At 71.6% G+C, this 12,163-nt stretch carries 11 protein-coding genes and 2 pseudogenes; 6 read left to right on the forward strand and 7 right to left on the reverse strand.

The window, feature by feature from the left end:
- Window positions 1-21 precede the first annotated feature (21 nt).
- The gene (locus OH768_RS05520; protein WP_406450618.1) at window positions 22-1,581 is read left to right on the forward strand and encodes an MFS transporter; all 1,560 of its coding nucleotides are present in this window, start codon (window positions 22-24) and stop codon (window positions 1,579-1,581) included.
- 17 nt (window positions 1,582-1,598) lie between these two features.
- On the opposite strand, the pseudogene OH768_RS05525 reads toward OH768_RS05520, so the two are convergent.
- From OH768_RS05525 to lnt, 4 genes and pseudogenes are all read right to left on the reverse strand, one after another.
- Window positions 1,599-1,688, reverse strand: a pseudogene (locus tag OH768_RS05525) (PucR family transcriptional regulator); the annotation flags it as partial.
- Window positions 1,664-2,208 (reverse strand): annotated as a pseudogene (locus tag OH768_RS05530) (SDR family NAD(P)-dependent oxidoreductase); the annotation flags it as partial. The pseudogenes OH768_RS05530 and OH768_RS05525, both read right to left, overlap by 25 nt.
- Before the next feature lie 54 nt (window positions 2,209-2,262).
- The gene (locus tag OH768_RS05535; protein WP_406450620.1) at window positions 2,263-2,742 is read right to left on the reverse strand and encodes an NUDIX hydrolase; all 480 of its coding nucleotides are present in this window, start codon (window positions 2,740-2,742) and stop codon (window positions 2,263-2,265) included.
- Between the two features lie 77 nt (window positions 2,743-2,819).
- Window positions 2,820-4,430, reverse strand: coding sequence for an apolipoprotein N-acyltransferase (gene lnt / locus OH768_RS05540; protein ID WP_406450622.1), 1,611 nt, complete (start codon window positions 4,428-4,430; stop codon window positions 2,820-2,822).
- 232 nt (window positions 4,431-4,662) lie between these two features.
- Here lnt and OH768_RS05545 point away from each other — a divergent pair, with 232 nt between their 5' ends.
- Entirely contained in the window at window positions 4,663-5,730 is a 1,068-nt protein-coding gene (locus OH768_RS05545) for an O-antigen ligase family protein (protein WP_406465143.1), read from the forward strand.
- Between the two features lie 15 nt (window positions 5,731-5,745).
- Here the strand turns inward: OH768_RS05545 and OH768_RS05550 are convergent, their stop codons facing one another.
- Together OH768_RS05550 and OH768_RS05555 are read right to left on the reverse strand one after the other, a co-directional pair.
- Entirely contained in the window at window positions 5,746-6,291 is a 546-nt protein-coding gene (locus tag OH768_RS05550) for a hypothetical protein (RefSeq protein ID WP_406450624.1), read from the reverse strand.
- Between the two features lie 106 nt (window positions 6,292-6,397).
- A complete protein-coding gene (locus OH768_RS05555; protein WP_406450626.1) occupies window positions 6,398-7,183 on the reverse strand; it encodes a glutamate racemase in 786 nt (261 codons plus the stop codon).
- A 57-nt stretch (window positions 7,184-7,240) separates the two neighbouring features.
- Here OH768_RS05555 and OH768_RS05560 point away from each other — a divergent pair, with 57 nt between their 5' ends.
- Window positions 7,241-8,419, forward strand: a complete 1,179-nt coding sequence (locus tag OH768_RS05560; RefSeq protein WP_406450628.1) for a glycosyltransferase — start codon at window positions 7,241-7,243, stop codon at window positions 8,417-8,419.
- Between the two features lie 4 nt (window positions 8,420-8,423).
- Here the strand turns inward: OH768_RS05560 and OH768_RS05565 are convergent, their stop codons facing one another.
- The gene (locus OH768_RS05565) at window positions 8,424-9,719 is read right to left on the reverse strand and encodes a TerD family protein (protein ID WP_406465145.1); all 1,296 of its coding nucleotides are present in this window, start codon (window positions 9,717-9,719) and stop codon (window positions 8,424-8,426) included.
- Between the two features lie 297 nt (window positions 9,720-10,016).
- Between OH768_RS05565 and OH768_RS05570 the strand changes: the two genes are divergently transcribed.
- The 3 genes from OH768_RS05570 (at window position 10,017) to OH768_RS05580 (ending at window position 12,100) form a co-directional block, all read left to right on the forward strand.
- A complete protein-coding gene (locus tag OH768_RS05570) occupies window positions 10,017-10,448 on the forward strand; it encodes a DUF6643 family protein (protein ID WP_019075119.1) in 432 nt (143 codons plus the stop codon).
- Window positions 10,449-10,490: 42 nt separating this feature from the next.
- Window positions 10,491-11,315 (forward strand): MOSC domain-containing protein, encoded by an 825-nt coding sequence (locus OH768_RS05575; protein ID WP_406450630.1) that lies wholly within the window; start codon window positions 10,491-10,493, stop codon window positions 11,313-11,315.
- A 179-nt stretch (window positions 11,316-11,494) separates the two neighbouring features.
- Entirely contained in the window at window positions 11,495-12,100 is a 606-nt protein-coding gene (locus tag OH768_RS05580; RefSeq protein WP_406450632.1) for a hypothetical protein, read from the forward strand.
- Window positions 12,101-12,163: the final 63 nt, after the last annotated feature.

A 12,163-nucleotide genomic window follows, 5' to 3' on the forward strand; every position in this document is an offset into this window, starting at 1 on the left:
GCATCAGGAGCCTCCGTGTCAATGACGACCGAACCGACCGAACCCTCCACCAGAACCGCCACCGGCCCCGGTCTGAGCACCGGCACCCTGGTCGCCGGTCTCCTCGCCGTCTGCCTCGCCCAGATCGGCCTGGCCATACCGGCCACCCTCAACGGGCTGTTCCAGTCCGACCTGCATCCGGTCGGCTCCCAACTCACGTGGATCTCCGACGCGTTCCTTCTCCCGGTCGCCGTACTGGAGCTGACCTTCGGCCTGCTCGGCGACCTCTTCGGCCGCAAGCGGCTGCTGGTCGGCGGCGCTTCACTGCTGGCCGTGGGCGAGTTGGTCAGCGCCACCTCCTCCGGCGTCCACCAGCTCTGGACCGGACAGGCCCTGGCGGGACTGGGCGCCGCCGCCCTGTTCCCGACCTCGCTGGCCATCCTGGCCGCCGGCACCACCTCACCCGCGCAACGGGCCCGTGTCATCGCGATGTGGGCGGCCCTGCTGTCCACCGGCGGGTTCATCGCCCCGCTGCTCGGTGGCGTCACCGCGACCTACGGCTCCTGGCGCTGGTCCTTCGTCGTGGTCACCGCCGTCGCCGTGGCGAGCGTCGCGGTCAGCGCCCTGTTCGCCGTCAACTCCAGCGCCCCCGAAGGCCGTTCACTCGACATCGCGGGACAGGTCACCATCGGCCTCGGCCTGTTCTCCCTGCTCTACGCCATCATCCAGGGCCCGACGGACGGTTGGGCCTCGCCCTCGATCGTCATCGCCTTCGTCCTGGCGGCCGTGTTCCTCGCGGCCTTCGTGCTGGCGGAGAAGCGGGCCAAGTCCCCGCTCCTGCGCCTGGACCTCTTCCGCAACCGTGCCTTCGCCGTCGCCTCGGTCGTGGCGGTGGTGGGCATGTTCGCCTTCCTCGGCACCGCCTACTCCGTCAGCATCCGGCTCGGCCCGGTGCAGGACCAGGCCCCCATGCGCACGGGCCTGGCGTTCGTCCTCCTCAACGGCATCACCCTGGCGATGCTGCCGCTGACGGAGCGACTGCTGCGAACCGTCGCCCCCGGACTGCTCCTTGGCACGGGGCTGCTGTTGATCGCGGCGGGCGACTACTGGGCGGCCACGCTCCCGATCACCGACACCGCCTTCACCTCATTGATCCTGCCGCTCGGTCTGGTCGGCCTGGGTTTCGCGATCACCGTCTCGTCGATCACGGCGACCGCCGTGAACACCGTGCCGACCCATCTGGCGGGCATGGCGAGCGCCACCACCAACCTGCTGCGCGACTTCGGCTTCACCCTCGGCCCGGCCGTCATCGGCGCGGTCGCCCTGAGCCGCGCGGCGAGCAGCTTCACCGACTCCCTCGACAACTCCGCCCTGCCACAGGCACTGAAGGGCGCGGGCACGGCCGTACTGGAGGAGGGCGGCCCACTCGCGGTGAACGGCGCCTCGGCAGCGTCCCCGAAACTGGCCGACCTGCACCCCCTCGCGCTGGACGCCCTCGGCCACGGCTACTCCATCGGCTTCGTCGTCTGCGGCAGTGCGGCCCTGCTCTCGGCGCTGCTGGCCCTCGTCGCACTCCGGGGCCGCAAGGCCTCCTCCGTATGACGGGCCCGCCCCAGAACCGCCAACCGCCTCAGCCGCAGAGCGAGTTGGATCTCCAGGGCGCGGGACGGGTCCTGCCAGTCCTCGCCGAGGAGTCGAGTGCGGCGGTCTTGGAGAGTCCCTCCAGACCATGTTTGGCGGCACATACGCGGACTTGAAGGCGGAGGCGCGCAGCCCATGTACGGAGGACACATTGACGATCCGGCCCCAACCCTGGGCGTACATATGAGGCAGGGCTCCACGGATGAGCCGGAAGGGTGTTTCCAGCATCACGGTGAGCACCGTGTGGAAGACGTCGGGCGGGAACTCCTCGACGGGGCGCACCAGTTGCAGCCCCGCGTTGTTCACCAGGACATCCGTGCCGGCCGCGGCCTGCTCGGCGGCGTCCAGGTCGGTGAGGTCGACTACGTGCGGCTCGACGGTGCCCGCCAGGTCCCGCGCCTGCTCGGCGAGGGCCGCGAGCCCCGGGGCATCCACGTCGACCGCTCTGACCTTCGCCCCGGCGGCGGCCGGCCGCAGGGTGCAGGCACGGCCGATACCGCCGGCGGCGCCGGTGACGAGTGCGGTACGGCCGCCGAGGTCGAGGGGAGGGGTGGTGCGGTGCCCCGGGAGGGGACTGGGCGCGGTCATGTGTCGAGCCTGGGCAGCGCTATTGCCCCACCACATATGGGCCGAGCCGATACTTCAGTCAGAAGTCGTGGTGTCGAACCATGTGGGTGCGTCAGCCAGGGTCTGCTTGATCCGGAACAGTTGGCGATCGCTGAGTTCGGGCAGCGCATCCAGCTCGAACCAGCCGACCTCCAAGGACTCGTCGTCGTTCACGGCCGCCTCGCCACCGACGGCCCGGCACTGCATGGTGATGTCCATGAACTGGCAGGCGTCACCGTTGGGATAGCTGATCGGCCCCTCGGCCTTGACCATGACGACCCGCTCCGCCACGCACTCGACGGCCGTCTCCTCGAACACCTCGCGCACCGCGCACACCGCGGGCTGCTCACCGGGCTCGGGAATGCCGGAGGGCAACGCCCACTCGTGGTTGTCCGACCGCTTGCCCAGCAGCACGCGTCCCGCGCCGTCGAAGACCACGGCGCTCACCCCGGGAAGCCACAGCAGTTGGTGCCCGGCGGATTCCCGGATCGTACGAATGAAATCAGGAGTAGCCATGGTCAGACCCTAACGGGACGATCCATGGCCACTCCACGAACTACCGTGCGTGCGGCGGATATACGACGGGCGTATGGCTAGGCGTCGCCCGTGCGCCGCCGGCGCAGACCGGCGCCGATCGCCCAGCCGAGGCCGCCCGCGGCGACGAGGACCAGGGCCATTTCGGGCAGGGTGCCGAGCTTGGTGGCCGGTGTCTCCGAGGAGCGCAGCGGCACCTTCTGGACCAGGGAGTCGGCCACGAACAGGCCTGTCTTCTGGGTGATCTTCCCGTCCGGCATGATGATCGCGCTGACGCCGCTGGTCACCGGGACCGTGACGGTCCGGCTGTGCTCGACCGCGCGGACCCGGGACATGGCGAGCTGCTGGTAGGTCATCTCGCTGCGGTCGAAGGTCGCGTTGTTGCTGGGCACGGAGATCAGCTGGGCGCCGTCGGCGACCTCGGAGCGCACGGCCCAGTCGAAGGCGGCCTCGTAGCAGGTGACCAGGCCGATCTTGGCGCCGTTCATGGTGAACACGCCCGGCTTGGTGCCCCGGCTGAAGTCCTGGCGGACCATGCTGGTCCAGTTCTTGTTGATGGCCCCGAGGAGCGAGCGCATCGGGAGGTACTCGCCGAACGGCTGGATCTGGCGTTTGTCGTAGGTGCTGGTCGGGCCCTTCACCGGGTCCCAGAGGATCTGCTCGTTGTAGAGCTTGCCGCCGCGTTCGACCACACCGCCGACCGAGATGGGCGCGCCGATCGCCTTCGCGGCTTCGTCGATGTCGGCGTAGGCCTGGGCGTCGGCGAACGGATCGACGTCGGAGGAGTTCTCGGGCCACAGGACCACGTCGGGCTTCGCGACCTTGCCCGCCTTGACCTTCGCGGCCAGCCGCAGTGTCTCCTTGACGTGGTAGTCGAGGACGGCACGCCGTTGGGCGTTGAACTCCAGCCCCGCGCGCGGGACGTTGCCCTGGATGACCGCGACGGTCGTGGTGCCGTCCTCGGCCTTGTCACTCACCAGGGAACGCGCGGCCACCGCGCCGACCACCGGTACGGCCACGCTCAGCAGGGCCACGGCCGCCGCGGACCGCCGCACGACACGGGTGCGCCGGGTCTCCAGGGTCAGGCGCACTATCTCGTACAGGCCGAAGCCGCACAGGACGACGGCGAAGCCGAGGACCGGGGTGCCGCCCACGGCGGCGAGCGGCAGGAAAACGCCGTCCGCCTGGCCGAAGGCGATCTTGCCCCAGGGGAAGCCGTGGAAGGGGGCACGCGCGCGTACCGCCTCACCGGCGATCCACAGCGATGCCGCCCACAGCGGCCAGGCGGGCAGTTTCGACACCGCGGTGATGCCCGCGCCGACCAGCGCGACGAAGATCGCCTCGACCGCGACCAGCGCGAGCCAGGGCCCGGGGCCGACCTCGACACCGGTCCACACCAGCAGCGGCAGCAGAAATCCGAGGCCGAAGAGGTAGCCGAGGCCGAGGCCCGCCTTCCAGCTGCGGCCTCTCAGCACCCACCCGAAACAGGCGAAGGCGGGCAGCGCCAGCCACCACAGCGTGCGGGGCGGGAAACTGACGTAGAGCAGCACTCCGGAGAGGGCGGCTACGGCGGCCGGGACCAGACGGACGAGCCGGGCGAGGCGCGCTGCGGGCGCGGTCTGGGGCTCCAGCTGGTCCGACTCGTCCACGGAAGTTGCGGTGACGGTCACTCCGGGAGTGTACGGCGGTTGACCTTGGGGCCGACAGCACGGTCCGGATGGCAGCACGGGGCACTGAACAGGCCGGGAGCCGCATCGTTCCTGCGCAACTCGTCCACAAATCGGTCATCAGCCGTTACGGTGTGCCGGAGCCCCTGTCGTGCGGTCGGTCCAGGCCGGCGGCCGGGGTCGGTCACGGGTCGGGGGGCTCGGTTCAGGGGGCGGCGGGGTGGGTTCCACGGGGATGGCGTCGGCGACCGGTCCGGACGCCGACAGTGAGAGACGAAACGTTTCGGATGCCGTAGGTGTCGCGGTGCTCGGGGCGTCTGCCGCGTGGTCGCTGATCACCGCGGCGATGCACGACGGCCGGCCCGAGGGTGTGCTGCTCGCGGTCCTGGCAGTCTCCGCCGGGTATGCGTCGGGGCGGATCTCCGGGGCGCTCGTGCCGGTCGCCGCGCCCTGTGCCGGGGCGCTGGCGAGCCTCGGTCTGGCGCTGGCCGAACCGCGCCTCGCCCCGGGCCCCCAGTTCGTCGCCCCGCTCGGCCACGCCGGGGCCACCGCGGCCCTGCTGACCCTGGCCGTCGGTTCCGCGTGCTGCGCGGCCTGGGCCGCCCCGGGCCCGGCGCTGCGGCTCGCGCTGCGCCTGCTGGCCGCCGGGATCACGGTCACCGCGCTCGTCCTGGGCTCGGTCTCGGGGTTCGTCACGTGTACGGCGGTGTTGCTGTGCTCGTTCGCCGGCGGCCGGATGCGACACCGCGGTCTCGGTGTCGTGGGCCTCGGCCTGGCCGCGGCGCTGGTGACCGGGGCGACCTGGGCCATCGCCGGGAACGTGCTGCCGGACGGGCTCACCGAGTCCCTGGAGGGCCAGCTGAGCCTTCACCGGGTGCAGCTGTGGCAGGACGCCCTGCACATGGCGCATCAGGATTCCGCTCTGGGGGTGGGCCCGGGGCGCTTCGGGGAGCTGAGCGGCGCGGCGGCCGAGGCCCTGCTGCCGGACGGGAAGCCGCACTCGGCGCCGTTCCAGATGGCGGCCGAGCAGGGGATCGTCGGCGTGCTCCTGCTGGCGGCGGCCTTCTACTGGGTGCTCCACGCGTTGTGGCGCACTCCGCGCTCCACCCCGATCGCGCTCACCGCGGGGGCCGCGCTGACCGGGCTCGCGGTCATCGCCTCGATGGGCAACGCGCTCAGTTTCACGACGGTCACAGCCGGCGCGGGTTTCCTGGCCGGGCTGGCCACGGCCCACCCGATCACCGACGACGCCTCACGCACCGTTCCGGAGGCACGCGCGCGTGGCGATCGCCTTGCCCCATGAGGGGCGAGGGTGACGTCAGTGCACCGCGCCGGGCGTGGGCGGCACCAGCCGGTCCGTGATGATCCGTACGGCCGCCTCCGCGTTGTCCACGGTGATGGTGAACGTGTGCCCGTCCCACAGCCGCAGCACGATTCCCTCACCACGCCGTACGACGACGGCGGTGCCCTTCTCGGGCCGCCAGCGGTAGCCCCAGCCGCCCCACTGGCGCGGGGTGACGTGCGGGACGAACTCGGCGCCCGCGACGCTGGCGAGGGGGATACGGCGGCGCGGCACACCGATGTGGCCGCAGCGCACTTCGAGGGTCTCCGTGTCGACCTTCAGGGCGACGTGCACGAAGGCGAGCGTGCCGAACAGCATCAGCAGTCCGGCCGCGATGCACCCGACGACGGACATGGCGAGCGGGGCGATGCCGGACGTCCAGGCGGAGTCCACGGCCAGCTCGATGCCGAGCGCCATGCAGGCGGCACCGGCGAGCGCCAGCAGCCACTGGAACCGGTTGGTGGCGCGTCCGGTCCAGATCTCGGTCTGCGGGAAGGTTTCGTCGCGGGGGTGGTCCCTCATGCCTACGAGACTACTCAGGTTTCGCTGCGCGGGTACCGCGTTGCGGAGGGTGACCGTTTTGCGCGACGACAAGGTGGACGCACAGCGTCCGCTTCGTCGCCGGTGGTCAGTGGGCGGGGGTGACGGCCCGCAGCAGCCGGCCTTCCGCGTAGGCCGCCGCCTCGACGGGCAGCGGGCCCTCACGACCGCTCAGCAGCACCGTCAGGGTGCCGTCGGCCGGCGCCTCGGGTGCGGGCTGCGCACCGATCCGGCGCAGCGCCTGGGCGGCGACCGCGTCGGCGGAGCCGTGCAGGACGAGCGGCGGGCGGTCGGGGCGCTGGACGGCCGCGCGGATGCGTTCGGCGACGATTTCGTAATGGGTGCAGCCCAGGACGACGGTCGTTACATCGTCGGGGGTGAGCGCGGCGGCCGCGGCGATGGCGGCGTCGATGGCGGTCTCGTTCGCGTGTTCCACGGCCTCGGCCAGTCCCCAGCAGGGGACCTCCGTCACCGGCACACCTTCGGCGAAGTCCTCGATGAGGCCGCGCTGGTAGGGGCTGCCGGTGGTGGCGGGCGTGGCCCAGATCGCGAAGGGCGTGCCGCCGGCGGCGGCCGGCTTGATCGCCGGGACCGTGCCGATGACGGGGATGCCCGGCTCCAGGAGGTCCCGCAGTGCGGTCAGGGCGTGGACCGTCGCCGTGTTGCACCCGACGATCAGGGCGTCGGGCCGGTGCGCGGCGGCGGCCTCGGCGACGGCGAGCGCGCGCCGCGTGAGGTCTTCCGGAGTCCTCGGTCCCCAGGGCATGCCGTCGGGGTCCAGGGAGAGCACGAGATCCGCGTCGGGGCGTACGCGTCGTACCGCCGCGGTGGCCGCCAGAAGGCCGATTCCGGAGTCCATGAGCGCGATCTTCACCCGGCCACGATAGACGATGGCCTCTGTGGAGCCGCTTCCTTGGGGCAAACTGCGCCCGTGAGCACCCTCGCGTGGACCGCCGCCGTATCACTCGCCGCCTGGCTGTGGCTGCTGCTCTGTCAGGGCTTCTTCTGGCGCACGGACGTCAGACTGCCGGCCCGCACCGACCCGGACGACTGGCCGTCGGTCTGCGTGGTCGTGCCGGCCCGCGACGAGGCCGCCGTACTGCGGGAGAGTCTGCCCTCGCTGCTCGCCCAGGACTATCCGGGGCGGGCGGAGATCTTCCTTGTCGACGACGGGAGTTCGGACGGCACCGGGGAGCTGGCCCGTGAACTCGCGCGGACGCGGGGCGGGTTGCCGCTGACCGTGGACTCCCCCGGTGAACCGCCGGCGGGCTGGACGGGCAAGCTGTGGGCCGTACGGCACGGTATCGGCCTTGCACGCGCGCGTGGCCCCGAGTATCTGCTGCTGACGGACGCCGACATCGCGCACGCCCCGGACAGTCTGCGGGAGTTGGTGGCGGCGGCGCGCACCGGTGGCTTCGACGTCGTCTCGCTGATGGCCCGGCTGCGCGTGGAGAGTCTGTGGGAGCGGCTGGTGGTCCCCGCGTTCGTCTACTTCTTCGCGCAGCTCTATCCGTTCCGCCGGATCGGCCGGAAGGGCGCCCGCACCGCGGCGGCGGCCGGCGGCTGTGTCCTGCTGCGCGCCGACACGGCCGAGCGGGCGCGGATCCCGGACGCCATCCGGCACGCGGTGATCGACGACGTGGCACTCGCGCGTGCCGTCAAGGGCGGTGGGGGCCGCATCTGGCTGGGGCTCGCCGAGGGGGTGGACAGTGTGCGCCCCTATCCGCGGCTGCACGACCTGTGGAGGATGGTCTCGCGCAGCGCGTACGCGCAGCTGCGGCACAACCCGCTGCTCCTCCTGGGCACCGTCGTGGGGCTGGCGCTGGTGTATCTCGTGCCCCCGGTGGCCCTGTTCGTGGGGCTGGGCGCGGGAAGTGCGGGGACCGCGGTTCTCGGCGGGCTCGCGTGGCTGGTGATGACGGGGACGTACGTCCCGATGCTCCGCTACTACGAGCAGCCGTTGTGGCTCGCTCCCCTGTTGCCGTTCACCGCGTTTCTGTACCTCCTGATGACGGTCGATTCCGCGGTGCAGCACTACAGGGGACGCGGTGCGGCCTGGAAGGGCCGCACCTACGCACGTCCGGACGCCGTCGTCGGCGAGGAGAGCTGAGGGCTCATTTGCGACCCGGGGTCCAGTTCATGCCCCACCCGTAGACGCGGTCCACGGTCCGCTGCGGGCTCACGCCACGGTCGGGGACGAGGTAGCGGGCCTCGCGCTGGACGACGAGGTCGCCCCCGGTGTTGGTGATCAGGGCGAGCGCGCACACCGTGGAGGGGACCGTGCACTCGTCGAGCGAGAAGTCGATCGCGGCGCCGTGCTGGGGCTGGAGGGTGACGGTGGCGTGCAGGTCGGCGAAGGAACGGGCGCCCTCGTAGATGGTCACGAAGACGAGGATGCGCCGGAAGTCCCGGATGTGGTCGAGGTTGACGGTGAGGTTCTCGCCGCTCGCCGACGCGCCGGTGCGGTCGTCGCCGTCGAGGTGGATGTACGGGGGCCGCTGCAGGGAGCCGTACGCGTTGCCGAGGGCCTGGACGACGCCCTTGCGGCCGTCGGCCAGTTCGTACAGGGCGCACAGGTCGAGGTCGAGGTCGGCGTGCATCGCGACGGCCCGGCCGCGCTTGCTGCCCCAGCCCGAGAACTGCTTGCGCACCTCCCAGTTGAGGTTCACGCGCAGGGCGCCCGAGGTGCCGCCCTGCTTGGTCAGGGAGACCGAGGGGGCCGCCTTGGTGAGCGTCACCTTGGACAGCCGGACGGGGGCGGTGGGCGGCATCGGGGGCGGAGGGGGCGGCGGAGCCGCGGTCACGGGCGGAGCCACGGTCACGGGCGGCGGGGGCAGGTTCACCGGTGGTCCTGAAGGCGGCGGCATGGTGACGGCCGGCGCCGCCTGCTGCGGTTCGTCCACGGCGATGCCGAAGTCGGTCGCCAGGCCTTCGAGCCCGCTGCCGTAGCCCTGGCCCACGGCCCGGAACTTCCAGGCGCCCTGGCGGCGGTAGAACTCACCGAGCACGAAGGCGGTCTCGACCGTCGCGCCCGTGCTGTCGAAGCGGGCGGCCACGGTGTTCTGCACGGTGTCCCGGACCTCGATGTACAGATCGGGGACCTGGCCGAACGTTCCGCCGTCGGCGGAGGCGGCGAGGACGACGCGGTCCACGGCGGGCTCCACGCGCGCGAGGTCGATGAGCAGGGTGTCGGTCATCCGCCCGCCGGCGTTGTTCTTGCCCTCGTGGCGGACCGCGCCGGAGGAGTGCGTCGGCTGGTTGTAGAAGACGAAGTCGCCGTCGGTGCGGACCTTCCCGTCGACCAGGAGCAGGGCCGAGGCGTCCGCGTCGGGGACTCCGGGGCCGGGCCGCCACCCCAATTCGACGCGCAGTGCCGTCGTCGGCACCGGAACATTCGATCCTTTCGGCATTGACATGTCTGCCCCCATCGCGTGTCACCGTGCCAGGACACGCCCCGGCAGCCCATTGGGTGTCTACTCGCACAACCTATTCCCCGGGGCCGCGAACGCCCATGAGGAGCGCGGCAACACCCGTGGCCAACCGCTGGTAACCCGCCGGGAACTCGGGCTTTACACGATCCGAACCCGGATCCATGCCCTTTTTTGACAAGTTCGCTCGCATTGGGGATCCCATGCCACTGCCGACACGGAAAACAACCCTCTAATCGGTCTCCCCAACCACCACATCGTGGGCTTAACTTATGTGCCATGACCTCCCCCCGCTCCACTTATGGCGGCGGCTACTACTCCGCCTCCTTCCCGGACACTCCGATCTACGACTCCCTCGTGGCCGAGCGGGGGACCCCGCAGATCGCCCCGATCCGGGTTCCCGCCGCGTACGACATGCCGGGGAGCAACCTGCCCGCGCTGCCGTCGGCGCTGCCCGCCCTCCCGGCGGGTCCCTCGCAGACCCCCTACGGCTACCCGCAGGCGCAGCAGCCCTCACCGCTGCAGCAGGCGCCCGCCGCCTACATCCCGCAGCAGGCCCCGCCGCGCGGTTACGGCCAGCAGCAACAGCAGCCGCGTCCGATGGCGGCTCCGGCCGGCTACGAGGCGATGCGTCCGGCGGCTCCCCGCCCGGCCCCCGCTCCGTACCAGCAGGACCCGTACAGCAACAACCAGCAGTACCGCGGTTACTGATCCGCACCCTGCGCTGTCGGTGCCGCCTGGCACGATGGAGTGATGGGGAATGCGGTGCTGCGGTCGATCCACGTTCATCCGGTCAAGGCGCTCCGGGGCTTCTCTCCCCGGGAGGCTCAGGTGGAGCCTTGGGGGCTGGCCGGTGACCGACGCTGGGCGCTGATCGACGACAGGGGAAAGGTCGTCACGCAACGCGAGCACCCGCGTCTCGCGCTGGCCGCCGCCGAGCTTCTGCCCGGCGGCGGTGTTCGTCTGTCCGCGCCCGGCCTCGACCCGCTGACCGTGCCCGTTCCGGAGCCGGTCGCCACCGTGGCGATGGAGATCTTCGGCACCAAGGTGGACGCGGTGCCGGCCACGGACGCCGCACATGTGTGGTGCGGCGCGTATCTGGGGTTCGGGGTCCGTCTCGTCCACATGGACGATCCCGCCACGCGCCGCCCCGTCGACCCCGAGTACGGACTTCCCGGTGAGACGGTCGGCTTCGCCGACGGCTATCCGCTGCTGCTGACCTCCGAGGCCTCCCTCGACGCCCTCAACTCCCTTGTCGCACAGGGTGATTACCCCGCCGAGGGGCCGCTGCCCATGAACCGGTTCCGGCCCAACGCGGTCGTGGCGGGTACGGCCGCCTGGGCCGAGGACGACTGGTCGCGCGTGGCGATCGGCGAGGTCACTTTCCGGGTCGCGAAGATGTGCGGGCGCTGCGTCGTGACCACCACCGACCAGGGCACCGCCGAGCGCGGCAAGGAACCGCTGCGCACCCTGGCCCGGCACCGGCGCATCGACGGCAGGCTCGTCTTCGGGCAGAACCTGGTACCCCTGTCCACCGGCACGATCCGCGTCGGTGATCCGGTCCGGATCCTCGCGTAGGCGGGGATCCGCCGATGGGGGTGCGGGTCGGGAACCCTCCCCGTGGGCCCGGTCGTTGAGATCCCGTGAGAAGTTCATAAGAGACCCCGGGAGAGGTGATTTCGCTCTCTCTTCGGCACTGATCTCGCGTGGACGGCTCTCCCAGGAGTTATCACGGAGCGGGAAGGGGGTGCGGGACGGTGGGAGCAATCAGGGGTCTGTGGCGCTGGCGGCGCAATCCGCTGCGTCGCGCGACCGATCTGGTCGAGGCCTGGCTGGCCCTCGTGGTCCTGCTGCTGGTCCTGGTCGCCGCGCCCTTGATCGGTTCGCTCGTCGGCGCCGTTGCGCAGAACACCCTGCAGCGGTCGGTGCGTGAGCAGCGCGCGGACCGGCATGTCGTGACGGCCACGGTGGTCAAGAAGCTGAAGGGGGCCGAGCTGGACCCCGACCCCGACTCGGCCACCGCGCGGGACGTCCGCAGCCGGGTCCTCGCCGACTGGACCGCGCCCGACGGCACCGTCCAGCACGGCGCGGTGATGGCGAGCCTCAACACCCCGCACACGGGCGACCACTTCAAGGTCTGGACGGACCGACACGGCCGCATAGTGGCCCGCCCGCTGGACTCGGCCACGGCGACGACGCACGCCGTGCTCGCCGGGTTCGGTGCGGCACTGCTGACCGCCGGGCTCGTCGACAGCGGCCGACGGTTCGTGCTGTGGCGCATGGTCCGCCGCAGGTACGCGCGTTGGGACCGGGCGTGGGAGCGGGCGGGCCCGGACTGGGGCCGGACCGGCACCGGCAGCTGACAGCCTTCCGGCTCTGGTCAACCCACCGCCCGCACGCACGCTACGGTGGACCGGCGAAGGCTT

Origin of the sequence: Streptomyces sp. NBC_01622 (assembly GCF_045209635.1) — a bacterium.
GTDB lineage: Bacteria > Actinomycetota > Actinomycetes > Streptomycetales > Streptomycetaceae > Streptomyces.